At 60.6% G+C, this 25,150-nt stretch carries 20 protein-coding genes and 4 pseudogenes; 20 read left to right on the top strand and 4 right to left on the bottom strand.

Going from position 1 to position 25,150, the window contains the following annotated elements:
* Positions 1-558 precede the first annotated feature (558 nt).
* From IPI80_RS12445 to IPI80_RS12430, 4 genes are all read left to right on the top strand, one after another.
* Positions 559-1,119, top strand: coding sequence for a MauM/NapG family ferredoxin-type protein (locus IPI80_RS12445; protein ID WP_413860526.1), 561 nt, complete (start codon positions 559-561; stop codon positions 1,117-1,119).
* A complete protein-coding gene (napH, locus tag IPI80_RS12440) occupies positions 1,103-1,993 on the top strand; it encodes a quinol dehydrogenase ferredoxin subunit NapH (RefSeq protein WP_413860524.1) in 891 nt (296 codons plus the stop codon). The genes IPI80_RS12445 and napH overlap by 17 nt, the downstream gene beginning before the upstream one ends.
* 181 nt (positions 1,994-2,174) lie before the next feature.
* Positions 2,175-2,954 (top strand): substrate-binding periplasmic protein, encoded by a 780-nt coding sequence (locus IPI80_RS12435; RefSeq protein ID WP_413860522.1) that lies wholly within the window; start codon positions 2,175-2,177, stop codon positions 2,952-2,954.
* 86 nt (positions 2,955-3,040) lie between these two features.
* The gene (locus IPI80_RS12430; RefSeq protein WP_413860520.1) at positions 3,041-3,874 is read left to right on the top strand and encodes a type IV pili methyl-accepting chemotaxis transducer N-terminal domain-containing protein; all 834 of its coding nucleotides are present in this window, start codon (positions 3,041-3,043) and stop codon (positions 3,872-3,874) included.
* Between the two features lie 87 nt (positions 3,875-3,961).
* On the opposite strand, the gene IPI80_RS12425 is transcribed toward IPI80_RS12430, so the two are convergent.
* The gene (locus IPI80_RS12425; protein ID WP_413860518.1) at positions 3,962-5,032 is read right to left on the bottom strand and encodes a substrate-binding domain-containing protein; all 1,071 of its coding nucleotides are present in this window, start codon (positions 5,030-5,032) and stop codon (positions 3,962-3,964) included.
* A 146-nt stretch (positions 5,033-5,178) separates the two neighbouring features.
* Here IPI80_RS12425 and IPI80_RS12420 point away from each other — a divergent pair.
* The 6 genes and pseudogenes from IPI80_RS12420 (at position 5,179) to IPI80_RS12395 (ending at position 12,910) form a co-directional block, all read left to right on the top strand.
* Positions 5,179-6,853: pseudogene (locus IPI80_RS12420) on the top strand (OFA family MFS transporter).
* 75 nt (positions 6,854-6,928) lie between these two features.
* On the top strand, positions 6,929-7,384 hold the full coding sequence (locus IPI80_RS12415) for a formate dehydrogenase subunit gamma (protein WP_413860516.1): 456 nt from the start codon (positions 6,929-6,931) through the stop codon (positions 7,382-7,384).
* A complete protein-coding gene (locus tag IPI80_RS12410; RefSeq protein ID WP_413860514.1) occupies positions 7,381-8,934 on the top strand; it encodes a formate dehydrogenase beta subunit in 1,554 nt (517 codons plus the stop codon). Before IPI80_RS12415 ends, IPI80_RS12410 begins: the two co-directional genes overlap by 4 nt.
* A 13-nt stretch (positions 8,935-8,947) precedes the next feature.
* A pseudogene (fdhF, locus tag IPI80_RS12405) lies at positions 8,948-11,837 on the top strand (formate dehydrogenase subunit alpha).
* Positions 11,834-12,661, top strand: coding sequence for a formate dehydrogenase accessory sulfurtransferase FdhD (gene fdhD / locus IPI80_RS12400; RefSeq protein ID WP_413860512.1), 828 nt, complete (start codon positions 11,834-11,836; stop codon positions 12,659-12,661). Before fdhF ends, fdhD begins: the two are co-directional and overlap by 4 nt.
* Positions 12,662-12,718: 57 nt before the next feature.
* A complete protein-coding gene (locus IPI80_RS12395) occupies positions 12,719-12,910 on the top strand; it encodes a formate dehydrogenase subunit delta (RefSeq protein WP_413860510.1) in 192 nt (63 codons plus the stop codon).
* A 529-nt stretch (positions 12,911-13,439) separates the two neighbouring features.
* On the opposite strand, the gene IPI80_RS12390 is transcribed toward IPI80_RS12395, so the two are convergent.
* On the bottom strand, positions 13,440-13,637 hold the full coding sequence (locus IPI80_RS12390; protein WP_413860508.1) for a hypothetical protein: 198 nt from the start codon (positions 13,635-13,637) through the stop codon (positions 13,440-13,442).
* 96 nt (positions 13,638-13,733) lie between these two features.
* On the bottom strand, positions 13,734-13,943 hold the full coding sequence (locus IPI80_RS12385; protein WP_413860506.1) for a hypothetical protein: 210 nt from the start codon (positions 13,941-13,943) through the stop codon (positions 13,734-13,736).
* Between the two features lie 627 nt (positions 13,944-14,570).
* Between IPI80_RS12385 and IPI80_RS12380 the strand changes: the two genes are divergently transcribed.
* From IPI80_RS12380 to IPI80_RS12350, 7 genes are all read left to right on the top strand, one after another.
* Entirely contained in the window at positions 14,571-14,816 is a 246-nt protein-coding gene (locus tag IPI80_RS12380) for a hypothetical protein (protein ID WP_413860504.1), read from the top strand.
* A 360-nt stretch (positions 14,817-15,176) separates the two neighbouring features.
* Positions 15,177-15,695 carry a hypothetical protein gene (locus tag IPI80_RS12375; protein ID WP_413860502.1) on the top strand — a complete coding sequence of 173 codons (519 nt, stop codon included), beginning with the start codon at positions 15,177-15,179 and terminating at the stop codon, positions 15,693-15,695.
* Complete coding sequence (locus IPI80_RS12370; RefSeq protein WP_413860500.1) at positions 15,620-16,357, top strand: hypothetical protein; 738 nt, start codon at positions 15,620-15,622, stop codon at positions 16,355-16,357. The genes IPI80_RS12375 and IPI80_RS12370 overlap by 76 nt, the downstream gene beginning before the upstream one ends.
* On the top strand, positions 16,341-18,416 hold the full coding sequence (locus IPI80_RS12365; RefSeq protein ID WP_413860498.1) for a CHAT domain-containing protein: 2,076 nt from the start codon (positions 16,341-16,343) through the stop codon (positions 18,414-18,416). Before IPI80_RS12370 ends, IPI80_RS12365 begins: the two co-directional genes overlap by 17 nt.
* On the top strand, positions 18,417-18,986 hold the full coding sequence (locus IPI80_RS12360; RefSeq protein ID WP_413860496.1) for a hypothetical protein: 570 nt from the start codon (positions 18,417-18,419) through the stop codon (positions 18,984-18,986).
* Between the two features lie 435 nt (positions 18,987-19,421).
* Positions 19,422-19,775 (top strand): adenylate/guanylate cyclase domain-containing protein, encoded by a 354-nt coding sequence (locus tag IPI80_RS12355; RefSeq protein WP_413860494.1) that lies wholly within the window; start codon positions 19,422-19,424, stop codon positions 19,773-19,775.
* A 7-nt stretch (positions 19,776-19,782) separates the two neighbouring features.
* On the top strand, positions 19,783-20,034 hold the full coding sequence (locus IPI80_RS12350) for a hypothetical protein (RefSeq protein ID WP_413860492.1): 252 nt from the start codon (positions 19,783-19,785) through the stop codon (positions 20,032-20,034).
* A 287-nt stretch (positions 20,035-20,321) separates the two neighbouring features.
* Here IPI80_RS12350 and IPI80_RS12345 read toward each other — a convergent pair whose 3' ends face one another.
* Entirely contained in the window at positions 20,322-20,516 is a 195-nt protein-coding gene (locus IPI80_RS12345; protein WP_413860490.1) for a DUF6172 family protein, read from the bottom strand.
* A gap of 826 nt (positions 20,517-21,342) precedes the next feature.
* Here IPI80_RS12345 and IPI80_RS12340 point away from each other — a divergent pair.
* The 3 genes and pseudogenes from IPI80_RS12340 to IPI80_RS12330 all read left to right on the top strand — a co-directional run bounded on the left by IPI80_RS12340 (position 21,343) and on the right by IPI80_RS12330 (position 23,777).
* Positions 21,343-21,858: a YbfB/YjiJ family MFS transporter gene (locus IPI80_RS12340; RefSeq protein WP_413860488.1), complete on the top strand. Its 516-nt coding sequence runs from the start codon at positions 21,343-21,345 to the stop codon at positions 21,856-21,858.
* Positions 21,859-22,240: 382 nt separating this feature from the next.
* A pseudogene (locus IPI80_RS12335) lies at positions 22,241-22,741 on the top strand (hypothetical protein); the annotation flags it as partial.
* Between the two features lie 608 nt (positions 22,742-23,349).
* A pseudogene (locus tag IPI80_RS12330) lies at positions 23,350-23,777 on the top strand (M13-type metalloendopeptidase).
* Positions 23,778-25,150 lie beyond the last annotated feature (1,373 nt).

Genomic DNA, 25,150 nt, shown 5'->3' with positions numbered 1-25,150 from the left:
TCGTGGCAGTAGGGTGCCACTGCGACGGCGCCAAACCGACTGTTTTAACCGGCGGGTGACGATGATATACCGGGGCTTGAAAGTGGTGGACAAGGGTCCAAAGGCCTTGCCATTCTGTCTGCATCAGGGGTGATGCTGTTTGAGCAAAAGACGTTTTTTTACTACGTCACACTGATGAACGAAAACTACGTCATGCGCGATTGCTATAAATTTAGTAGTTGCTTATGTAGTTTTGACGAGGGCTAGAGGCCGATTTCTCTTAAGGAAGTAACGCTGCCAGGCTCTGGTGCCATTCTGGCCGAGGTGGTCAGGCTGTATTCAAAATTGCCAACAACCGGTCGATTGGTGAGAAAATGAAAAGGACTTGACAAACGTCGTCGTCTGAAAGTCCAAGTTGAACAAGCTCACACCAACAACACCGACGGGTAAGATAATGCATCGGTAAAGGGCGCGTCACCGCTTGGCGGCGGCATGCTGCGACAACACAATTGACAGTCGATGGTCAAACGGAAAATCTCACGACGCAGGGCAGTGACGAGCATATTGGCGCTCGGCGGTGTGACGTTTGGCCTGGTGGCGCGGGTCAAAGGCGAGCGCAGCTGCAACCTGCCAGCGTACCGCATCCGCCCGCCTGGCGCTTTGCACGAGGCCGAGTTTCTTGGTGCCTGCGTGCGCTGCGGGCTGTGCGTTCAGGCGTGCCCGTACGATACCTTGCACCTGGCCGAACTCAGCCCGCTGCTGCCCACCGGCACACCATATTTCACCGCCCGGGACACACCATGCCACATGTGCGAGACCATTCCATGCGCCGCGGCCTGCCCGACCGGGGCGCTGCAGCTCAGCACCATCAATGCTGCAGCAATGGGGCTGGCGGAGCTCAGCACGCCCGAGCGCTGCCATAGCTATACCGGCGCCGCCTATTGCAACAGTTGCTACCAAGCCTGCCCGCTCAAGGGCCAGGCGATCCGCATGCAGCCGGGGCGCACCTTGCGCGGGGGCAACTTCAGGCCGGTGGTCAACGCTGACTATTGCACCGGCTGTGGTCTGTGCGAGGCGGCCTGCGTGCTGCAAGGCGATGCTGCAATCACCGTACGCGCCAATCATGCAACGCGACGCTGAGACTGCGGCCACCCGGCAGCGTTCGATGTGGCAACGCAACCGGTGGCTGCTGGCACGCCGTGCGAGTCAGTTGACGGTGCTCGCACTGTTCCTGATGGGGCCGTGGGCCGGCGTCTGGCTGACCCGCGGAAGCCTGGCATCAAGCGAATTGTTCGGCGTACTGCGTTTGACTGATCCACTGGTTGCACTGCAGGCGCTGCTTGCGCACCATGTGTTGGAGGGCAGCGCAATGGGCGGTGCGGTGATTGTCGCTGTGCTCTACACGGCATTCGGCGGTCGCAGCTACTGCGCTTGGGTCTGCCCGATCAATCCGGTGACAGATTTTGCGGCGTGGTTGCGCGTCAAGCTGCGACTGCCATCCTTACTGCGCCACGCCACACCTGACCGCCGGCTGCGCTACGCGGTGCTGGTAGTCGCGTTGCTGCTGTCGGCACTGCTGGGCAGCGTCGTCTGGGAGACGGTAAACCCGATCACTCTGCTGCAGCGCGCACTGGTCTTTGGGCTTGCTGGCGGCTATGGCGCAGTGCTTGTCGTCTTCGTTTTCGATCTGCTGGTCATACCGCGTGGCTGGTGTGGCCACCTGTGCCCGGTTGGCGCGTTCTACGGTGTGCTCGGGCGAGGCGCGCTGATGCATGTCAGCGCCGTGAACCGTGATCGTTGCACGGCTTGCGGAGACTGCTTCCGGGTCTGCCCGGAACCGCACGTGATTGCACCGGCGCTGTATGGCGCGCCACACGGTCGCTCGCCAGCAATTGCGAGCGCAGACTGCATCCGCTGCGCGCGCTGTATTGATGTTTGTGACGAATTGGTATTTCGCATCGAACTGCTGCCGCAGCGCCAAGCCTACCCGGGGTCGCGCCAAGAAACGACTTGATCGGAGCGCGCCCTGGGCACGGATGGCTTTGGCCGCAACGAAACCGGGCCGCATTACTTGGCTACTTGGGGCCAGTTCTGCTGCCTGTGAGCTACCACCAGATGCTTGAAACATCTGATATAACTTTGCTAGCGATTCGCGATTTTTTTGGCGTGAAATGTACTTTGAAATGCAAACATTGATGCGACTCACTTTTTGCAGATGGCTCCTGCTCACAGCGTCAGCCTTGCTGTGCGCCAATGTTGCTGCCGGCGAGCTACAGCTGCTCGCCGACGAAAACCCGCCATTGAGCTTTACCGATGGAATGCAGGCCAAAGGGCTGGCTGTAGACGTTGTGCGCGAAATCCAGCGTCGCGTGGGGGACGGTACTCTCATTGAATTTCAGCCTTGGGCCAGGGGCTACCGTACCGTGAGCACGCAAGCCAATGTGGGCCTTTTTGCCATGGCACGCACGCCCGAACGCGAAACGTTGTTTCAGTGGTTGGGTCCTGTTTCTGCATCCAAGGCGTCGTTCTATGGCAAACGCGGCTCTGGCTTGCGCATCAACAACCTGGACGACGCCAAGGCGGTAGAACGCATCATGGTGGTACGAGACTTTTATACCCACCGTTTGTTAGAAAGACTGGGTTTTACGAATCTGGAGCTGGTGCCCAAGCCCGAAACCATGGTGAAGATGGCCCTGAATGATCGCGCACCGTTGATGTTTACGTCCAGCGCCACCTTGCCGGATATGCTGGACAAAGCTGGTGCCAACCCCGGCGATTTGGAGCTTGTCTACACCGTCACCAGCATCCAGACCTATGTGGCGTTTTCGCTGGGTACGCCCAGGGATATGGTTGCGAAGTGGCAGGCGGCATTGGATGCCATGAAACGCGACGGCAGTTATGCGGTGATGTATGCCAAGTGGCTGCCCGGCGAAGTACCTACCAAGATTAAGCCAGAAGCCAATTTTTCGCCCTGAGGGTCAGTTTGGGGTGGGATACTTCGGCTCAAACGATTGTTGTGCAATCGTTTTATTTTTCTTTCATTCACCGCAGGAGACCTTCCATGCTCAGATATCGATTCGGTACATGGGTTCTGTGCGCGCTGGCGTTTTCCTGTCTGCCACTGAAGGTGCACGCCCAGACAGCTCCAGTAGCGGTCCAGCGGATGGATACCACACACGCCGTGAACGTGGCGGGGCGCCAGCGCATGCTGGCCCAGCGTATGACCAAGGCCTATCTGATGTTAGGGCAAGGCATTGACCCGGATGGCGCACGCGCTATTCTGCAAGAGTCAGTCCGACTGTTTGAAACCCAACTTGCCGCACTCAAGGCGTTTCAGCCCAATGCGGCGCAGGCCAAACCCTTGGCTGATCTCGATGCGGTGTGGGCACGATGCAAGCCGCTCCTGACGGCGCAGCCGACCAAATTAGGAGCTGATGTTTTGTACGATCTAAGTGAGGAACTACAGCAAGTGGCGCACCACGTCACGCTGGTCTATCGGGATGTCGATAGTCAGCCACAGGACCAACTGGTCAACCTTGCCGGGCGCCAACGCATGCTTACCCAGCGAATGATGAAGTTCTATCTGTACGAAACCTGGGAAATCAACACTGCACCAGCTGACATGGAACTGCATCTGGCACGGGCCCATTTCACCGCGGTGCTGATGCAAATGGAGACATCACCATTAACTGCGCCAAAGATCAAGACACAAGTTGCCGAGTTGCGACGCGTGTGGGAGCCTTACCAGACGGCGCTATTTGCCAGTCGGGACGCAGCCAAAATGCGGCGTAACGCGCCGCTCGCCGCAGGCTTGAGCGAGCGGGTGCTGGAGAGCACCGAGAAGCTGGTTGCGATGCTGTTGGAAAAATCGCAAGCGGGCAGCGCGCAACGGTGAACCAAAAGGGAGGGGTTCAGCACATTTCAGACGTTGGCCTTCATGGCGTCCTGCTTATCCGCGCGCTATGGGCCTTGATTTGCTGGCTCAGCGGTCGATAAAAGCCTCGGCCCAGGGTGTCACCACCCCGGAGCCGCGCGAATCGTAGCCAGGCAAGGCATTGACTGATGTTTTAAATGCTGGGTCAGCCAAAATGGCCAACAGCTTTTTCATCACCGGATCGTCAAATGCGGCCGACCGGCACACCAGGAAATAGCGTTCATTGACCATGGAAATAAAGTCGAGCTGGAAATAGCGAGCAGGGCGCTCCAGTCCAAACCCTGCATCCGCCAATTCACTGGCCACATACGCGGCCACACCAGCGTGCGTGGCTTCGCTTTGTTCAAATCCATGAATATCAGTTTCTGCAATTTGGCGTTCATTCAACAGACCTTCCAATAAGAAGCGGGTGCCCGAATCCGAGGCGCGGTTGATGAATTTGACATCCCTGCGCGTGAGGTCGGTCAGGTCGTAGATTTTCTTCGGATTTCCGGGCGCAACCATCAGACCCTGGCGTCGGGTGGCAATGTCGACCACAAACAGATCGTCATCATTGAACCATTGCGCGTAATGTTCCAGCGCACGCGCTTGCTGGGATCCGATCGGAATGTGGATGCCGCAGGCATCGCAATGGCCGTCATGCAAGGCAGCGGCTGCGGCGGTGCTGCTGGCATAGCGTCGCTCGATTTGTGACCCCTCATCCACTAGACGTTCGATGAGTTTTTCGATGGAAAAGCCATAGCTCGCATGAATGCGAAAGGCCCGTTCACCCGATTGCGAAACTTTGGCGATCTCTGCGGTCAGCTCGGAGGCCAGTGAGTCCAGGATCGGTTGCAGTCTGGCCAAGATGCGGTGGTTGGCCCAGATCAACTTTTCGGCCAACGGCGACAGCGTTGAGCCCTTGCCCCGCTCCATATGCAACAAGGTGGTATTGAAATGGGCCTCCCCGCCGCGAATCACATCCCAGCCGTGTCGATAGGAAATACCCAATTGCTGACAGGCACCGAGTAAGCTGCCGGCCCGGTGGACTTCCGCCAGCAATTCAATCAAACGTGGCGATAAGGCGCCATGTTCGTCGCTGTGAATGGTCCAAACGGGTTTGACGGAAATCTTCTTCATCAGGGTAATCCTTTATGAGATCGACCGCATAGTGCAGCGGTCGCACGGCTCATATTGCTGATATGGGTGGCTTCGCGCATTATTCCGCACGCGCCAATTTTGGTGTGTCGAAAAAAGCGAATTTAAATTCACTACGAGGAGACTGCATGAGTACACAGGCGATACCCTATGGGCCGGCACTTGGCGACGATGCCGATGGTTGGCTATCAAAGGAACGGATCATTGCGCATCCTGGCTTTAGCCGATGGTTGGTGCCGCCAGCGGCGCTGGCGATCCACTTGTCCATTGGCATGGCTTACGGTTTTTCCGTGTTCTGGCTGCCACTGTCCAAGGCACTAGGCATCAAGGAGGCGATTAAGTGCGGTCCTGAGGTGGGCTTTTTTGGCCGGCTGTTTACGACCAGTTGCGACTGGTCGATTGCGACGATTAGGCTGGATGTTCACGTTGTTCTTTGTGTTCCTGGGTCTGGCTGCCGCCGTCTGGGGCGGATGGTTGGAGCGGGTGGGTCCACGCAAAGTCGGCGTGTTGGCAGCACTTTGCTGGGGTGGCGGTATGTTGATCTCGGCTATGGGCATTTACCTGCACCAGTTCTGGATGATGGTGCTGGGCTCGGGTGTCATCGGCGGCATCGGTCTTGGGTTGGGTTACATCTCTCCGGTCTCGACGCTGATCAAGTGGTTTCCGGACAAACGTGGCATGGCCACCGGCATGGCCATCATGGGCTTTGGCGGCGGTGCCATGATTGGCTCGCCACTGGCAGCCGAGTTGATGAAGTATTTCGCCACGCCAACCGAGGTGGGCGTATGGCAGACCTTTGCGGTGATGGGTGTGCTTTACATCGTTGCCATGTTGTGCGGTGCGTTTGGTTACCGCATTCCGGCCAGTGGCTGGAAGCCCGAAGGTTGGAAGCAGCCTGTAGCCCAGGGCGCCAACGCGATGATCACTCACGGCCATGTGCACGTGAACAAGGTCTGGGGCATTCCGCAGTTCTGGTTGGTGTGGATGGTGTTGACAATGAACGTGTCGGCCGGAATCGGCGTGATCGGCATGGCCAGTCCGATGCTGCAAGAGGTTTTCGGCGGAAGCCTGATCGGTGTCGCCGGAAAATTCAGCATGCTGGATAAGACCCAGCTCACTGCGATTGCGGGCGTGGCGGCTGGCTTTGCGGCCTTGCTCAGTTTGTTCAACATTGTGGGCCGATTCTTCTGGGCCAGTCTGTCGGACAAGTTGGGTCGAAAGATGACCTACACGTTGTTCTTCCTGCTGGGCGGCGTTCTGTATTTCAGCATTCCGGCCAGCGCGGGCTCGGCCAACAAGCTGATGTTTGTGGGGGCCTTCTGCGTCATCCTGAGTATGTATGGCGGATCGTTTTCCACCGTGCCGGCCTACCTGGCAGATCTGTTCGGCACCCAAATGGTGGGTGCGATCCACGGTCGCTTGCTGACCGCGTGGGCCACAGCCGGCATCATTGGCCCGGTGGTGGTGAACTACATGCGGGAATACCAGCTGGGCTTGGGCATTCCGCGTGAGCAGGTGTACAACCAGACCATGTACATCCTCGTGGGCATGTTAGTGGTAGGCTTGATCTGCAACCTGCTGGTGCGCCCGGTTGCGGACAAGTATTTCATGAGCGATGCCGAACTGGCAGAGGAACGGCGGTTGGCGCATGACAGGGCCAAAGCCGGTGAAGTGGGCAAGAGCCATGAAGCGTTCTACGCGTCGAGCTCACTCACGGTAGCGTTGGCCTGGGCTGCGGTCGGTATTCCATTGGCGTGGGGCGTCTACCGAACCCTGCTCAGCGCGGCGAAGTTCTTCCACTGACGAGTCTTTGCACCCATAACCGGATGGCGTCGCGTAGCGCGGCGCCATCCGGTCCCTGTTATCCGGAGTCTAAGCATGCTTGAACACATTGAATCGCTGATCCAGCAGCACCGCCATCAAGAGGGTGGCCTGATGCTCTTGCTGCATTCCCTACAAGATGCCTTAGGGTATGTACCCGCAGAGGCGGTGGCACCCATTGCGAAGGGTTTCAATTTGACGCGTGCAGAGGTACACGGGGTGATCACCTACTACCACCATTTCCGCAGCACACCACCCGGGCGTACTGTGGTGCAGGTGTGCCGGGCCGAGTCATGCAAGGCGTGTGGATCGGATGAATTGATGGCCCAGATTGAGCAACACCTTGGCGTGAAGGCGCATGAAACGCGGGCCGACGGCGCGGTATCGTTAGAGCCGGTTTACTGCCTGGGGCTGTGCGCGCAGTCACCGGCGATCCAGGTCAATGATCGCCTGTTCGCCCGGGTGACGACCGAACGTTTGCCTGCCTTGTTGGCTGGCGTGGAGACCGCATGAGCGCCGTCAAGATTTTTGTGCCCCGGGATTCGGCGGCGTTGGCTGTTGGAGCCGATGAAGTGGCTGCAGCGTTGCTGAGTGCATGCAAACAACGCGGCTTTGCAATAGAGCTGATCCGCAACGGCTCGCGTGGCCTGTTCTGGTTGGAAACACTGGTCGAGGTGGAAACGCCACTGGGTCGGGTGGCTTACGGGCCTGTCTACGCGGAGGATGTGGCAGGGCTACTGGATGCGGGTTTGTTGCAAGGCGGTGAACACCCTTTGCACCAGGGCATCACCGAACAGATCCCCTTTCTCGCATTGCAAGAGCGGCTGACCTTTCGGCGCATGGGCATTACCGACCCCCTAAGCCTGGCCGACTACGAGGCCCACGATGGTTGGGCAGGCCTGCACAAGGCGCTGGCGCTGCAGGGCACAGCCATTTTGGGCGAGGTGATGCATTCTGGCCTGCGGGGTCGCGGCGGTGCAGCGTTTCCGGCGGGCATCAAATGGAAGACAGTCGCCGGGGCGCAGGCCGACCAAAAGTACGTGGTTTGCAATGCTGACGAGGGCGATTCCGGAACCTATTCAGACCGTATGACGATGGAGGGCGATCCCTACATGCTGATCGAGGGCATGGTGATTGCCGCTCTGGCGGTGGGCGCTACGCAGGGCTACATCTACATCCGCAGCGAATACCCGCACGCGGTGGCCACCATGCGTGAGGCGATTGCGCGCGCCACAGCGGCGGGCTTTCTGGGTCCGCGGGTACTCGGCAGCGATCACGCGTTCACGCTGGAGGTGCGTAAGGCAGCGGGCTCCTATGTGTGTGGCGAAGAAACCGCCATGCTGGAAAGCCTGGAAGGCAAACGCGGCATCGTGCGGGCCAAACCACCGCTACCGGCCATTGAGGGTCTGTTTGGCAAGCCCACCGTGATCAACAACGTGATTACTTTTGCCAGTGTGCCCGTGATCTTGGCACGCGGCGCCCAGTTTTACCGTGATTACGGCATGGGTCGTTCACACGGCACGCTGCCATTCCAGCTTGCGGGTAACGTGAAGCACGGCGGTTTGGTGGAAAAAGCCTTTGGCCTCACCTTGCGTGAATTGTTGTATGGTTTTGGTGGTGGCACGCGCAGGGCACCCATCAAGGCGGTGCAAGTTGGTGGTCCACTGGGTGCCTGTACCCGAATCGCAATGGGATGTGCCCTGGACTACGAGGCCTATGCGGCCATGGGCGCAGTGCTCGGCCACGGCGGCATTGTGGTGCACGACGACACCGCCGACATGGCTCAGCTGGCGCGTTACGCGATGGAGTTTTGTGCCATTGAGAGCTGCGGAAAATGCACGCCATGCCGCATCGGCAGCACGCGCGGTGTGGAAGTGATCGACCGTATCACTCTCGGAAAGAACCGCGAGCAACAAGTGGAATTATTGCGTGACCTGTGTGACACCATGGTGCAAGGCAGCCTGTGCGCCATGGGCAGCATGACGCCGTACCCGGTGTTGTCGGCACTGGACCATTACCCGGAAGATTTTGGACTGACCGCCACGGCCGATCAGACCGTTTGAAGGAACAAAAACCATGTTGAAGCACATCAAGATTGAAGTGGACCGCGGCACACCGGCCCGCACGTCCAGCGAGACGGTGGAGCTCACCATCGATGGCAACGCGGTGCGCGTGCCCAAAGGTACGTCGCTGATGCGGGCTGCGTCAGACGCAGGCATTCAGGTACCCAAACTGTGCGCCACCGACAGCCTGGAACCGTTCGGTTCCTGCCGATTGTGTCTGGTCGAAATCGACGGCCGCAAGGGGACCCCCGCATCGTGTACCACCCCTGCCGAGCCCGGCATGGTGGTGCACACCCAAACCCCCAAGCTGCAAAAACTGCGCAAAGGCGTGATGGAACTCTATATTTCCGATCACCCGCTGGACTGCCTCACCTGCAGCGCCAACGGTAACTGTGAGTTGCAAGACATGGCCGGCGTGACCGGCTTGCGCAATGTGCGTTACGGCGTAGCAGGGGCCATGGTGGACGGTGTGGCGGGCGACCACCATTGCGACGCCAAAAAGGACGAGTCAAACCCGTATTTCACCTATGACGCCAGCAAGTGCATTGTCTGCAACCGCTGTGTGCGGGCTTGCGAAGAAACGCAAGGCACCTTCGCACTGACTATTTCTGGGCGCGGTTTCCAGAGCCGTGTCTCGCCCGGGCAAGACCAGCCATTTATGGACAGCGAATGCGTGAGCTGCGGTGCCTGCGTCGAAGCCTGCCCCACCGCTACTTTGCAGGAAAAATCCATCATTGAACTCGGCCAACCCGAGCACAGTGTCATCACCACATGCGCCTATTGCGGCGTGGGCTGCGGGTTCAAGGCCGAGATGAAAGGCAACACGGTGGTGCGTATGGTGCCGTGGAAAGACGGCAAGGCCAATGAAGGACATTCTTGCGTGAAGGGCCGTTTTGCCTGGGGTTACGCGACCCACAAAGACCGCATCACCAAGCCCATGATCCGCGCCAAGATCACCGATCCATGGCGCGAAGTGGGTTGGGATGAAGCCATCAACTACGCGGCCAGTGAATTCAAGCGCATCCAGGCTAAGCATGGTAAAGACTCGGTGGGCGGTATCACGTCAAGCCGTTGCACCAACGAAGAGGTGTACCTGGTTCAGAAGTTGATCCGTGCGGCGTTTGGCACCAACAATGTGGACACCTGTGCCCGCGTTTGCCATTCGCCCACGGGATATGGCATGGGTCAGACCTTTGGCACCTCGGCCGGCACGCAGACCTTCAAGTCGGTCGAGCAGGCCGACGTCATCATGATCATTGGCGCCAACCCGACCGATGCCCATCCGGTGTTTGCGTCGCGCATGAAGCGTCGCTTGCGCGAAGGCGCGCGCCTGATCGTCGTGGACCCACGGCGCATTGAGCTGGTGGAGACGCCGCATGCGTGCGGACCACCACCTTGCGCTCTTGCCGGGAACCAACGTGGCCATGATCACCGCACTGGCCCACGTAGTTGCTACCGAAGGGCTAATCAACGAGGCTTATGTGGCGGAGCGTTGTGACAGCAAGAGTTTCAAAGAATGGCGCGCATTCGTGAGCCGTGCAGAGAACTCACCCGAAGCGTTTGAGGCCGTAACCGGCGTAGCAGCGGATGAGGTTCGCAATGCGGCACGTCTGTTTGCCAGCGGCCCCAACTCGGCCATCTACTACGGTCTGGGTGTGACCGAGCACGCACAGGGCTCCACCATGGTGATTGGCATCGCCAACCTGTCTATGGCTTGCGGCATGGTCGGACGCGAGGGCGTGGGTCTGAACCCGCTGCGCGGTCAGAACAATGTGCAGGGTAGTTGCGATATGGGTAGCTTCCCGCACGAATTACCGGGCTACCGTCACATTGGCGACGCCACCGTGCGTGCGCAGTTTGAAGCGCATTGGGGCGTTGAGCTCAATCCGGAGCCGGGCTTGCGCATCCCCAACATGTTTGATGCCGCGCTGGGCGGCAGCTTCTTGGGCTTGTATTGCCAAGGCGAAGACATCGTGCAGTCCGACCCGAACACGCAGCATGTGACTGCGGCGTTGTCGGCCATGGAGTGCATCGTGGTGCAGGATATTTTCCTGAACGAGACCGCGAAATACGCGCATGTGCTACTGCCTGGCAGCAGCTTCCTGGAAAAGGATGGCACCTTCACCAATGCTGAGCGCCGAATCAGCCGTGTGCGCCGGGTGATGCCGCCGCTGGCGGGCCTGGGCGATTGGGAGGTAACCATGAAGCTCTCCACCGCACTGGGTTACCCCATGCACTACAACCATCCGGAAGAAATCATGCAGGAGATCGCCGAGCTCACGCCCACTTTCCAGGGTGTAAGTTTTGAAAAAATCGAACGCTTGGGCAGTGTGCAATGGCCTTGCAACGAGAACACCGATGAGGCCGGCACGGCCACCATGCATGTCGACCACTTCGTGCGCGGCAAGGGCAAGTTCTTCAACACCCAATACATCCCGAGCGACGAGAAGATCACGCGCAAATTCCCGTTGCTGCTTACTACCGGCCGCATCCTCAGCCAGTACAACGTGGGCGCGCAGACCCGGCGCACGCCCAATAACCAGTGGCATGATGAAGACCTGTTGGAGATCCATCCGCACGATGCACTGGACCGCGGCATCAAAGAGGGGGATTGGGTCGGCATCAGCAGCCGCGCAGGCCAGACGGTGATGCGGGCACAGGTCAGCGAGCGCATGCAGCCCGGGGTGGTCTACACCACCTTCCATTTCCCTGAGAGCGGGGCCAATGTGATCACCACCGACAGCTCCGACTGGGCCACCAATTGCCCGGAGTACAAGGTGACGGCCGTGCAGGTGCTACCGGTGTCGCAGCCTTCCGCTTGGCAAAAGGGCTTTCAGGCGTTTGACCGCCAGCAACAGGGCTTGCTGCAACAGGGGCGGTCCCCCGAAGTGGTGGACAAATGAAGCCGTTTGATGAGGCTGTCGTGCCACCCGGTGTTCTTACCCAGGAAGTGACTGCATGGCGCAGTGGTCACGCCATGCACCATCCTGACTGGCTGGCCGAAGAGGTGCCAGTGGCGCTGGTGTTCAATGGCATCTCGCACGCCGTGATGCTGGTCAGCCCCGATCAACTGGAAGACTTTGCGCTTGGCTTTGGCCTGACCGAAGGCTTGTTGACCGATGCGCGCGAGCTGTATGGCATCGACATCCAGCAAACGGCGCAGGGGCTGGAGGTGCAGTTAGAAGTGGCCTCTGCCTGTGAGTGGCGATTGAAAGAGTTCCGCCGCAACCTTGCCGGCCGAACTGGCTGTGGCCTGTGCGGCACCGAAAGCCTGGGCCAGGTACACCGCAACCTGCCCACTGCACCCGTGTTGCGACTCACGCCAAACGTGCTGGGCCGGGCGCAACGTGCATTGCGTGAGTGGCAGGCGGTGCAGCAGCTCACCGGCGCCGCGCATGCGGCCGCTTGGTGTGATATGGAAGGGCGCATCGTGCTGCTGCGAGAAGACATCGGCCGCCACAACGCGCTGGACAAGCTCGTAGGAGCCATGGCAAAGGCAGGCACCAACCCGACCCAGGGTTGGGTGCTGGCCACCAGCCGTGCCAGCTTTGAGATGGTGCAAAAATCGGCCATGGCCGGCGCTGGCCTGCTGGCCGCAGTGTCCGCCCCCACGACACTGGCGGTGGACGTCGCGCGCCGGTGCAATCTGGCATTGGCGGGCTTTGTGCGCGGCGACGATTTCGTGGCCTACACCTACCCAGAGCGTTTTGGGCTAGTGGCTCCTTGAATGTACTGAGAACCTTATCCATGCAAATCCACACCCTCGTCACCATGGCCAACCGCATTGGCCAGTTTTTTCGAGTCCTACAGTGACCGCAATGAGGCTCTGGCCGAGATCAGCAACCACATCCACAAGTTCTGGGATCCGCGCATGCGCCGTGAACTGCTGAGACAGATGGATGCGGGCGTCACTGTGGACCTGCTGCCGATCGTCGTCGATGCGATTGCAGCCCACCGCAGCGTGTTGGCGGTGTGAGGCCGCCACCCAGAGGCGCAAGAAATACAGCCCGCCGGATTTGCTTGCAGCAGGGCAAGGTCAAATAGTGCACAGAAACTACATATCGGATAGCAAACTATGCAGTTCCGACGAGGGCTAGAGGCCTAAACTCATATAAGCCTCTAGCCGTCGCATTGATTGCAAAAACAGCTATTGAAGTAATAGTCGATAGGCTTGTGCAAAGGTGTGCGCATCGCCCGACCAGCGAGCCGACACGTAGCGTCCGTCTCGCACCACCCAGGCGGCGCGGAGGTCATGCAGGCGGTCACGTACTACGCCCGAAGTTTTGCGCCAGTGGTGAACTGGTCCGGGGGGCATCGCAAAAATCCGTATCCTGTGCCAGGGTCAGTTTGACCTCGGCTTCGACACTCCAATGGCCAAGTCAGCACTATGGTTTTGCGGCCATACAACACCGAATGGCCAGTACGCGTCGAAACAGAACGCGCCGCCAGAAGTACGCCATGGCACACCGCACCAATGGGTTTGTGCTGGCAGTTGGCATCGTGTGTCAAAAAAAGCTGACCACTAGCCCTTGCAGCACCGGACTCTCCTGATACGCGCGCATGCCTTTGGCATGGTCACCAGGCAGTAGCAGGCCGTCAAAGCCGCCGATCTGGGCTTGGGCACGCAGCATCAGGCCCAAGAATTTGATTCGGTTGATACCCGAAATCCAGCCCCAAGCGACCAGTTCCTGGCCACTGATCATCAGCGGGTCCGCAGGGGCATCAGAATGTTCATAGACCTACTGACCAGGATGCCGCCAGCATTGTGCGTGCGGATATGGGGTACACGGTTTGGCGGACTAGCTGCCGCGTATGATTGACTTGCAATCAATCGTTCCTTCAAACTTGTAGCCTTCGCCACTGGTGACGTTGAAGCTGACCTTCGCCGTTGCGCCCTTGTCGTCCACGGTCACCGAGCCACTGCCTTTTTTCTTGGCCTCCGCGGGTCGTGTCTCGATGTTGTACTCGGTGTTCTTGCCGATCAAGGGGCCGAAGCGGAACAGAATCAAGAATTCTTTGGTGCCAGACGCCGCTTTTTTTGCATCCGGAACAATCAATTGCAGCCTATTGAATTTCGCCGGGTCTTTTTCTTTGGGTTATGAGAATTGGTTACCCCAAGAACCTGGGCCGGTCATGCCTGCAGAGCAACCGCCTCTTTCCTCTGACCCATCCCAAGTGCCCGCATTCGGGCCGCCGGTAACGACGAGATGCACGGTCTCCACAACGGGGTCGGCATGGACAGTCAGGGTGGCAAGTCCTAGTAGCGCAACGGTAAGAAGGGGGATCAAGCGGGTAGTCTGTCGGGCGGCGCGTGGGTTCATGGTTTCCTCCAAATTGGATCGATGGATTGTCGTACCATTCTGGGCGTGTCTAGTGGCAGCGCTCAGCGTCGAGCGTGACAATGACGGTGTAAATTGCTGGTGAACCGGACTGGCGACTCTGTTTGTTCGTGCTATGCCGCGGCGATCTTCGGTGTCATACTCTCGCGCATGTGGCGGAAATTACTATCCTATGTGCATCCACTGTCCGTGCGGTTGGGTCGAAGCCGCCATGGGCTCACCACTGTTTTAGTGTCTCTTTGTCTGGCTCTGCCGGGGATTGCACATGCACAAAATGATGCCGACGATACTGCTGGCATGGCTGTCACCCTGGACGAAGCCGACCTCAGCGGCAGCAACCTGACTCGTGACGAAGCCAGCCGCCTGCTGGCCCAGCCCCTGCCCGATGCCCCCGACGCCCGCTACGCCGCGCTGCAGCGACAGTACCAAGCGGCCTTGCTGTTGGAAGAGCGCGCACGCTTGATTGCCACCGCGCGCCAGTTGGTGGACGCCGGGCGTGGCCGGCCCGGTGGCGAGCTGGGTCACCACTTATCTGAATGCTGAATTCACCTGGGGTAGTTCGGGCAAGGCCTTGGAGGCCAGCGGGCTTTGTCACAGACACCAGCCTGTCCCTGGGCCAGCGGGCCATGGCAGCGCTGCGCCAAACCTATTTCGCTGCTCAGGGCAATGACCGCGCCATCCTGGCCCGGCTATGGTCACGCGCCGACGACCTGGCGGCGCAGGCCCTGCGCCAGGGCGGGGCACCTGCGAGCCTGCCAATCAGCCGTCTGCACGTGCGTGCCGAGGTCGAACGCTGGCAAGGCAATAACAAAGCTGCAGTGGCCACGCTGCGCGAGTCCATAGAGCAGGCCGCAGCGCCGTGCAGGCTGCGCGAAGCCACAGTACCAGCCCGCGCGACCCGGTGTGCTGGACGCCTACGGCTGGCTGGACGGCTCCATGGGCATGCTCACCTACGCCCTGGTGCGCGATGGTCGGCCGCAGGAGGCCATCCACGTGGCCGAGTCCAACCTGGCGCTGTGGCGTGCTGGCCAGCTCAGCGATGGCCTGGGCGCGCGCTGGGACTACCGCCTGGCCAACAGTCTCAACGCCACCCAGCAATTCACCCCCGCGCTGGCAGCTGCCCAGCAGTCCGACGCCATGCTGCAACGCGCCGGCGTCAGCGCCGCCAGCCATACCGGTTGGCTTGCGCGCCAGGAGATTGTGCGCGCCCTGATCGGGTTGAGGCGTTGGTCCGAGGCCGATGCCTCCTACAGCAGCTTTTGGCCAGCATGCCACCCGACGTCCTGGCTCGCACCCGCGCCTCCGATTGGCGGCTTCTGGCCCTGCTGGCCGCCAAGAACGGGCGCATGGACGAAGCATTGGACTTGGCCGAGCGCTCGCTGCGTTACCGCAACCGCCTCTATGGTGCCAATCACCCGCTGACCCAGGAGGCAGCTGGCATGCGCGGCTTGGTGCGGCTGTTGCGGGGTGACGTTCGGCAGGCCATGCAGGACTACGAGGCGCTATTTGCCGCCACGCTGGACAACCCCGGTGGCTGGCTGGACTTGGACATGCGTGGCGTGCGTGGTGTGCTGGGCATTGCCTTCGACGAGTTCATGCGCTTTGTATCCGACAAGGCGTTAAAAGGTGAGGCCGTCGATCCGGCGATGAGCGACCGGGCTCTGCAATTGGCCGACCGCAGCAGTCTGGGTGTGACGCAGCGCGCCATCACCGACAGCACCGCCCGGGTGTTGGCCAGCACACCGGCCCTGCGCGCCCTGCTGGACCAGGAGCAGACCCAGCGCCAGGCCGTGGCCGCCCTGGTGGGCACACTCAATACCAGCCTGCGGGAAGAAGACAGCCTGTACCGTCAAGCCCAGACGGCCGAATTCAAGGCATTACCAGCCGCTGACCGCAAGGCATTGGGCGAACGCCGACATGTGCTGCATGACACCGTCAAGTCCCAGCAGGCCGATGTGACAGCCGCGCGCACGGTGTTAACCAATCAGCGAGCAGATCGCCAAGCAGTTCCCCGCCTATGCCGATCTGGTTACGCCCAGCACCCCCAAACCCGACCAGCTGCGACAGTTGCTCAATCCTGGTGAGTCCCTGCTGGTGGTGTACCCTACCGACACTGCCACTTTGGTCTGGCTAGTGGGTGCCGATGGCCGCAAAGGCTTTAGTGCCGTTGCCGTGTCGCGTGCCGAACTGGCCCGCCGCGTGGCCCAGCTGCGCGGGCTGCTGGACCTCGGCGTTGCACCTGCCGGACGCGAGTCAGTGCCGGCCAGTGCGCAGCTGTACGCGTTGTACAAAGACCTGCTCGGCTCGCTGGAGCCTGCACTGCGCGACGTACGGTCACTGCTGATCGCAACCGACGGTCCGCTCGCAAGCCTGCCACTGGCGGCCTTGGTAACTCAGCCGCCTCAGGCCGGACAGGCCCCAGCCTGGCTGGTGCGGCAGATGGCCGTCTCGCAGTTGCCATCGTCCTCGGCACTGTTGGCCCTGCGCCGAGTAGCGCAACCCACGGTAGCCGCGAAGGCCTTGATGGGTTTTGGTGACCCGCTGTTTGGCGTTGCGGGTGGAGCGAAGCTTGCAACCGCCCCGCGCGTGGATTCCGGTCTGTCTGGTGATGCAGCGCGCTACGACGCGCAATGGGGATTCAGTTATGCCGACATGCCGGCCCTTCCCGACACCCGCACCGAGTTGCTGGCCCTGGCTAGCGCACTCGGTGCCAACCCGAAAACTGACCTGCTGATGGGCGCCCAGGCCACGCGGCGTGCGGTGCTCGATGCGAATCTGCTGGACCGCCGCGTAGTGGCTTTTGCTACCCATGGCCTGATGCCGGGCGAGCTGCCCGGTATCTCCAAACCCTCGCTGGCCATGGCCGCTACCGGCGACACACGCGAATCCCCTCTGCTGGAGCTGGACGACGTACTGGGCCTGCGCCTGAATGCGCAGTGGGTGCTGCTCTCGGCCTGCAACACGGCGGCGGGCGAGCAGGGCGGCGCTGCCATGTCCGGCTTGGTGCGGGGCTTCTTTTTTGCCGGCGCACGCTCGGTGTTGGCCACCCATTGGGCGGTGGAGTCGGAATCGGCTACGGCCCTGACCAGTGCCACCTTTTCCGCCCAGGGCAAGGGCACACTGTCGCGCGGCGAGAGCCTTCGCCAGGCCCAACTGGCCATGCTGGATGGCAAGCTGGGCAATGGACGGTGGAGCCACCCGTTCTACTGGGCACCGTACGCCCTTTTGGCGACCCGGTGCGCTGACTCTGTTGCACTAGGAATCCATGTCTCCTGCACCCGTTTTTCGCCGGCCCGCTGGGCAGCTGGGTTTTTGCTGTTGGCGCTCAGCCTGCTGGCCCTGGGCGCCCACGCCCAGGCCGTGGCAGTGGTGACTGACGTGAAAGGCGCAGTAGCTTTTGCGCCGGATCGTGGCACCAAGCCGGTTGCGCTGTTGTCCGAGCTGACGAACGGGGCGGATATCCAGTTGGAGAAAGGCGCCACGCTGAGCTTGGTCTACCTGCAGTCGGGCACCGAATTCCAGCTACGCGGTCCGGCGCGCATTACCTGGGTGCGACCGCGCCACAGTCGGTTGCGGGCGCGGGTGCCATCCTGCGCTCGTCGGTGGTGGCGGCCGAAACCGCCCGCCCTGCAGACCGCCAATGGTCGCGTAGTGTTGGGCGGAATGGTGATGCGCGGGCTGGGTATGGATCGGCTCAAGCTGTTGGAGCCTATTGGTAAGGTACTCGGCGCACGGCCCACATTTGCCTGGACCCTGCCCCCCGATGCCACCACCGTGCAGTTTGAGCTGCGTGATGAGGGCAGCGACAAAGTGCTGTTGTCCGCTGCCGTGCAAGGCAGCCAGTTGGTGCTGGATGACAAACTGGCGCTGCAGGCCGGGGTGAACTATGTGTGGACCGTTGCGCTGGAGGTTCCGGGGGCCAATAGCTTGGTGCGCTCCTCGTATTTCTCGCTCAGTAGCCCGCAGGAACGGGAACGCATGGAGGCATTGCGGCCCGGGCCGCAGGCGCCGTTTTCCGACCGGCTGATCTTCGCCTCGCTGTTGGAGCAGGGCCGGTTCTTGAGCGAATCCCGCAAGCTCTGGCAGCAGCTCGCCGAGGAGCGGCCGGACCTGCCCGAGCTGCGCACATTGGCCAAAAGATAAGTGCGGGACTTCACCCAACGCGTGGTGGGGTCGGGCTACGCCGTCGTGCTGGCGCTGGCGGCCCTGCTGCTGGGCACGTCGCTGGCCCTGGGCCGTTGGAGTTCGGAGGATTGGACGCCCAGCAATCCGTGTTGTTGCGCCTGCGCCCCGCCCGTGCGCAAGGACGTGGTCATCGTCGGCATTGACGAGGCCACTTTGCAGCAGTTTGCCGAACCCTTTGCCTTGTGGCACGGCCACATTGGAACGTTTCTGCGCGGTATGGCCCTGGCCAAGGCCTCGGTGGTGGGGCTGGACGTGGTGCTGCCCAGCCGTTCTTCGATAGCGTTGCCCGGCAGTGACGCCAGAAGCTGTTGGCGGCCTGGTGGCGGCGCCCCTCTTGTCCCGGTGGTGCTGGGCACCTCGGCCGACGACACCGGCCAGCCCCCGCCCATCTATGCGCCCTCTCGTCACCCTGGCGGGCGCGGGCGGCACCGGTTCGCTGTTGCTGGCGCCCGACGCCGACCACGTAGTGCGCCGCTTCAACGAAAACCTGGGTGCGGCCGGCCAGCCGATACCCTCGCTGGCCGGTAGATGCTGCGCAAACTCAACCCGCGCGCTGCGCCCTAGCCGGGACTGATCAACTACGCCATGGGCGGCTTCCGCGCTACATCCCGCTACAGCAGGTGAACCAGTGGGTGGATGCGGGCGATGTAGCCCCGTTGGCTCAGGCCTTCGCTGGTAAGGCCGGTGCTGCTGGGCAGCGTGCTGCCGTTTGAAGACCGGCAATCCAGCTGGGAACCTGCCGGCTGGAGCGGATAACGGCCACAACGTACCCGGCGTGCTGGTGCATGCTCAAGCCCTGCGTTCGCTGTTGAATGGCGGCCTAGCGGTGCAGGTGGGTGAGTCGTGGGTGGTGGTTCTGGCGTTGCTGTGCAGTTTGCTATGGTTTCTGCAGCTGCGCACGCATACAGCGATTGCGGTGGCACTGGCTTTTTACTCTGATTTCTTTGGGCGCCACCAAGCCTGTTGCACCACGGTTGGTACCTGCCGGTGGCGGTGCCGCTGCTGGTTGGTCTGCTGGCGCTTGCGGGGCGCTGGCTGCTGACGGCCCTGTTGGAAATGGGCGAGCGCCGCCGCCTGCGTGCGGCCTTTGCCGGCTACGTCAGCCCGCCGGTGATGCAAGAAATTCTGCAGCGCCGCCTGCCTGTTGGCTTGGGCGGAGCTGCGCCGTGCATGCTGTTTGCCGACATACGCGGCTTCACCACGCTGAGTGAGGGTTTGGCGCCGCAAGCAGTCATCGCCTTGCTGAACCGCCATTTTGACAGGTCAACCGAAGTATCCACGGCGCGGGCGGCACCATCAGCTGCTTCCGCTGGGTGATGGCGTCATGGCCATTTTGGCGCGCCGCAAAGGCATGGAAAATCCCAGCGTGGCAGCCTTCGCTGCGGCCCGCGTCATGCTGGAGGCGCTGCAAGGCCTGAACGCCGAGCTGAAGGCTGAGGGCCGGGCACCCATCGCTATTGGTATCGGCCTGCATGTGGCCGAGGCCATCGTCGGCTATCTGGGCTCGCGGGCGCCGCACGATTACTCGGCCATTGGCGACGCAGTCAACGTGCCTCGCGCATCGGAGGTCTCCTAAGGAACCGGGGCCACCCAGTGGTTCGTTCCCAGGCGGTGGTGGCGAGTTGGCCGAGTCGCACCTCTTCACCGACCTGGGTCTGCAGCCATCAAGGGTCGCAGCCCAGTGCAGGTCTGGGGCTGGAAGCCGGGGCCACTTTACTGTGGGTCGTCGAGGAGTTGCCGACGCGGCCGCTGAGGTCACACGATCCGTGGCGCTTCCGGTCGGGCCTGGCGGTGGCCGTGTTTGGCCAGAATTCCACATAGAACTGCTCCCCACTGCTTGGGCTACCGTGTCCATCAGACCGGTCAAGTTGCAAAATGCACCACTTCAGCTGCTTGCCTGCGTAGGGCCAAACTTGCAGTCAAAGTCCAAAGTCCACGCCCTCGGGCAACAACCCGCCGGCGCTCACGTTTGACGTAACTGCGTACCTCATGTTGACGGCATCGAGAACGCGATCCCGGTTCTTGCCTTCGATGGCGAGTTTGAATATTTTTTTTCATGAAAGTCGCCGTCTGAAAGCTCCTGGATTGGCACAATGCGAAGGGGTGATTATGCGGCGCCGCGGGCCAGCGACGTTACCGCCCTCCATTTTCAATGCACACCACCCCACAGCAACCCTGTAAAGAAGAAATTGCTCTGCTTACGCCATTTAATGGCTGGGACTGGCATGAACCCTTATGCATCGTTATCGCGGGCATGGTGTCGCTGGGCCGTGGCCATGGGCATTGGCCAGCTTTCCTCCCTTTGCCCCTTTATCGCGATGCTGTCGACGGCACCGTCAGCTTGGCAGGTGCATGGCTCGCCAGCTAATACCTGGGCTGTTTGGTGGGCGCGCTGCTGTGCACCCCGCAGCCATGCGGTGCGGCGGCGCCTGGAAGCCCGCCGCCGCCCCAAGTACGGTGCTGGTGCGCACGGGGTCGTAAACGGCCACCGTGAAATGTTGAAACGCTGGGCATGGTGCTGTGATGCCAGTGGCTTGGCCGGCCCTGCGTTTTCGCCAGGGTCGCCAGCGCGCTGTGTTTGTCCACACTCGAAGTTGGTGCCTGGCCCCAGCTGGCTCAGATGAACCTGCCGCCATGGGCGCCGTGATCTCGACCGGTCCGGGCGTTGGCATTGTGCTGAGAGCGGCCTGGCCGCCAGGTGGCATGGTGGCGCTGCACTGGAGTGCCTTCACCGGCTGGCTGATTTTGGCGTGTGCTGGCGGCCCTGCCCACCGCTGCCGTTTGGGACACTTTTCATGCGGGGGCAAAGCCACCGTCATCGCCATCTGCAGCGGCTGCCTCGCAATCCACGACCCCATCCCCAACCACTGGCAAGGGCACCGAGATGGCTCTGTTTGCCTTCGCCTACGGTTTGGCTGGTTTGGCTACATCCATCCGCCACCTTCCTGCCGGTGATTGCCCGCCGAGCCGACCCGGCTCACGTGGCTGGATATGTTCTGGCCGCTGTTTGGGCTGGGCGTCGTGGTTAAGCGCTGGTCGCCTGCGCGCATTCACGGTGGTGCGCGACTTGCGCCTGCTGCTGATTGCCTGCTACCTGATCCAGGCGGTGGGTATCGCCACCAGCCTCATCAGCCCTACGCTGGGCGGTTTTACTCTGGGCAGCCTGCTGCTGGGCTTGCCGTTTACGGCCATCACGTTTTTTGCCATGCAGGAACTGCGCCGCCCCCCGACCCATTCCCCGCTTTCATGGGGCTGGCCACTGCCAGCTACGGCATCGGTCAGGACGTGGGCCGCCACTGGCCAGGCGTTGCCATGCTGGCGCGCAGCAGTCGCGTACACCCGGTGGGGGTTTCACACTGTCGCTGGAGATAGCAGCCAGCGCTACTGCTGGGGACTTTGATTTATGGACTGATGGTGCGTTCGTTATCCGGTAAAAAATGATTCCGGTTATTTCCAATCCAACCACGGGCACTTCTTATGCGTTGTAGTCCATTGCCTTATTGACCGCCCAAGTCCTGTATATGGGCCTGCATGCCACTGCGCAGGACAAACCATGACCGAGTTCCCCACACACCGGGGCTGGATACATCGGCCCGACACAACGGCCAACCCCTGTGGAGGATTTTTACCAATACACCGTCACGTGGCGGCTGGATCAAGAACAACCCCATCCCTGCCGATCAAGCGCTGGAGCGTGTACGGCTGCTGTCCCAGCCAGACAACCAGCGTTTCCTGTGGTATTCTAGAAACGCTGTCGCACAGAAAATGGCAACACGGCCAACCAGCACAAGATTGGTGACTACTTTGCCGCGTGTATGGATGAGGCCACCGTCGAGACGCGCGGCGCCACCCATGCAATCTGTGCTGGACGAGTTGCCGCCATGCGCAGCAAGGCCGACCTGCCGGCTGTGCTGGCCAAACTGCATCTGTCCATTGCCGATAACGGCCTTTGTATTTTAGTTTCGGCTCGGATCGGACTTTCCAATTCGTCCAACGTGATCGCGTTTGCGACGGGTGGCGGCCTGAGCCTGCCGGACCGCGACTACTACACCAAACTGGATACCAAATCAAAGACCTGCGCGCCAAGAATCTGGCCAACGTCGCACGCATGTACGCGCGCTGATGGGCGAAGCCCGCGCTGGCGCAGCAGCACTGCAGCAACCGTGTGCTGCGCACCGAGACGACGCGTCCGCGCCACGCTGTCGGTGGTAGACAAGCGACCCCTACAAGCTGTTCCACAAAATGGATTACAGATCCAGTTACAGGCGCTGACGCCAGGCTGACTCGGGCGTATATTTGAAAGCGGTGGGACTGGCAGATGTCACTGCTCTGTATGTGACCGAGCCCAAGTTCTATCGAGCCGTGGCCCGTCACTGGAAGAAACAGCCACTTCGACGACATCAGGTCTGCCTGCGCTGGCACGTGGCACATCACGGGCATCAAGCTTGTCGAGCGACTTCGTCACCGAGAACTTCAATTACTTCAGCAAGACTCTGCGCGGGACACCGCTGCAGCAGCCGCGCTGGAAGCGTGTTGCACCTGGTGGATGCCCAGTTGGGAGCAAGCCTGGGACAAGAGGTTTGTAGAGCCGCGCTCTTGGGCCTGAACCCAAAAATAAGACTCTGGTTATGACGAGCAGATCGAGCAGGCCATGCGCGCATGACGAACTGGAGCACCTCGACTGGATGAGGCCCTGCCACCAGGTCAAAGCGATAGATAAGCTCAAGGCCCAATCGTCACCGCGATCGGCTACCCCGACAGATGGCGCGATTACACTGAGCGTAGCCATTGCGCGGGAGGCGATTTTTTTGGCAACGTTACCCGGGCATGCAGTTTGGTGCACCGCCAACTGGCCAAGATCGGCAAGCCGCTGGATCGCAAAGAGTGGGGTATGACGCCGCCTACCGTGAATGCCTATTACAACCCGCAGATGAACGATATCAACTTCCCCGCTGGCGTGTTGCAACCGCCGCTTTACGACGCAGCGATGGACGACGCGCCGAACTATGGCAACACTGGCGGCACGATAGGTCACGAGCTAACTCACGGCTTTGACGACGAAGGCCGGCAGTTCGATGCCAAAGGAAATTTGAAGGATTGGTGGACCGAAAAAGATCGCAAGAATTTGACCAACGTGCACAGTGCATCGTCGATCAATATGCGCAATACACCATTGTCGATGACATCAAAATCAACAGCAAACTCACGCTCGGTGAAGATATCGCCGACCTGGGCGGCAGGCTGGTGTTGGCCTGGACCGCGGAAGGTGCAGACCACGGTGGTCAAACCCGAAAGCCGCGATGGCTTCACGCCCAGTAGCCTTCATCGGCTGCCCAGTGGGCCAGAGAACAACCGCCCGAGACCTGCGTGTGGTACAGGCTGCAACCGACCCGCACTCACCGGCAAGTGTACCGCGTGTATGGTGGTGGTGGTGGTCTGCGGAGTTGCTGGGCCGCGCCTGCTTAAACCCGGCGCAGCGATGACGTCGTCCAAACCGTGAAGGTTTGGTAAGTGTTTGGAAATTACCTCTAGCCCTCGCTAAATATGAATCAACGGTTATCAAATGCATAGTATTGTGACCAACCGAAGGTGACTCACCCACGATGGCTGCTGTGCCACGTTTGCGTGCCTTCCTGGCCTAACCATCCTGATCGCCGCAAATTCTTAAGCCACACGCCAGTGCTGGCAGACAGCGACTATGCCTTCTATCAATTTTGACCACCGCCGCCGACGGATCCTGCAGTGAAAAAGTGTGACCAATCCGACCAAACGCAAGGTTCGTGGAAGAGGCCACGCGCTGGACCCAGTCAAGAGATCATCTGTCACTTTTGACGCAAGTCGCTCGATTGGAATTCTTCAGGTCCCCGGAACACAATGACTCACACCATGCTTCAAAGTAGGTCGAAACGGCGAAATGACGCGGCCGTAAAGTTTGGCGGCATTTGCGATTGGTATGGCTGGGGGCTGGGTATGGTTGCATTTTACGATTTCTGTTTTGTTGTGCGCCGTTGCAACGGCATTTGGACAAGGCCCTCAGGTCAAGGATGGGCATCCTTACTGACGACAGCAAGGCTTGTTGGGCAATGAGAACCGGTTCCGTCGATGGACGTACACCATCAAGCCAGTGGCCGCCGCCGCCCATCGCGTCGCGTGGCGCCACGACGAAGGGAGTGCTCTGTGTGGTGGATCAAGCCAAGTTTCTGTTGGCATCCCACAGTAGCAGGCCATCGTGCTATGGACGGCCCCAGCGTTATCCATGCTGGTCTCCGGGAACCAGCAACGCGAAAAACCCTTGCTGCCAGCGCCAGCAGGGTAAATCCGCTAACAGCGTTGGCCGTGGGGCGGGTATTTGTGCCGGCAAGATCAAGCTCGAAGACAGTGCGGCCAGCCTGATGAACTGGAAGGAAAAGCCTGGGCAATGCCACGGTACGGACCTGTTACCGTATGGCCTCCGGTGCAGCCGGAGGCCAACACCGGACCAACAAAGGCAGGCTATGACCTATTTACCGCACTAGAAGAAACCGATCTTCGCGCGGGCAAATTGGACACATCGTGCATGCACTCGTCCGATCGATTGGCGAGCGCCGCGCAACGGCACCTTTTCAGATTACAAACCAGGAACAATTCGCTTACAAGGCCACTGATCCTACGACTCTGGGCATCCTGCTGAACAGGGCAACTGAAAGTCTCGA

Source organism: Candidatus Aalborgicola defluviihabitans (genome assembly GCF_016705985.1).
Lineage (GTDB): Bacteria > Pseudomonadota > Gammaproteobacteria > Burkholderiales > Burkholderiaceae_C > Allorhodoferax > Allorhodoferax defluviihabitans.
The sequence above is the reverse complement of the archived record's forward strand: the minus strand, read 5'-3'. Positions and strand labels throughout refer to the sequence as shown.

What these genes read in the sequence shown, in the direction of transcription:
- IPI80_RS12380 (WP_413860504.1), top strand. Translation starts at nt 14,571, where the DNA reads ATGGCTGTCACCCTGGACGAAGCCGACCTCAGCGGCAGCAACCTGACT.
- fdhD (WP_413860512.1), top strand. Translation starts at nt 11,834, where the DNA reads ATGAAGCCGTTTGATGAGGCTGTCGTGCCACCCGGTGTTCTTACCCAG.
- IPI80_RS12350 (WP_413860492.1), top strand. Translation starts at nt 19,783, where the DNA reads ATGGCCATTTTGGCGCGCCGCAAAGGCATGGAAAATCCCAGCGTGGCA.
- IPI80_RS12415 (WP_413860516.1), top strand. Translation starts at nt 6,929, where the DNA reads ATGCTTGAACACATTGAATCGCTGATCCAGCAGCACCGCCATCAAGAG.
- IPI80_RS12430 (WP_413860520.1), top strand. Translation starts at nt 3,041, where the DNA reads ATGCTCAGATATCGATTCGGTACATGGGTTCTGTGCGCGCTGGCGTTT.
- IPI80_RS12390 (WP_413860508.1), bottom strand. Translation starts at nt 13,637, where the DNA reads ATGATCAGTGGCCAGGAACTGGTCGCTTGGGGCTGGATTTCGGGTATC.
- IPI80_RS12435 (WP_413860522.1), top strand. Translation starts at nt 2,175, where the DNA reads ATGCGACTCACTTTTTGCAGATGGCTCCTGCTCACAGCGTCAGCCTTG.
- napH (WP_413860524.1), top strand. Translation starts at nt 1,103, where the DNA reads ATGCAACGCGACGCTGAGACTGCGGCCACCCGGCAGCGTTCGATGTGG.
- IPI80_RS12345 (WP_413860490.1), bottom strand. Translation starts at nt 20,516, where the DNA reads ATGAAAAAAAATATTCAAACTCGCCATCGAAGGCAAGAACCGGGATCG.
- IPI80_RS12370 (WP_413860500.1), top strand. Translation starts at nt 15,620, where the DNA reads ATGGACGAAGCATTGGACTTGGCCGAGCGCTCGCTGCGTTACCGCAAC.
- IPI80_RS12425 (WP_413860518.1), bottom strand. Translation starts at nt 5,032, where the DNA reads ATGAAGAAGATTTCCGTCAAACCCGTTTGGACCATTCACAGCGACGAA.
- IPI80_RS12410 (WP_413860514.1), top strand. Translation starts at nt 7,381, where the DNA reads ATGAGCGCCGTCAAGATTTTTGTGCCCCGGGATTCGGCGGCGTTGGCT.
- IPI80_RS12340 (WP_413860488.1), top strand. Translation starts at nt 21,343, where the DNA reads ATGGCTCTGTTTGCCTTCGCCTACGGTTTGGCTGGTTTGGCTACATCC.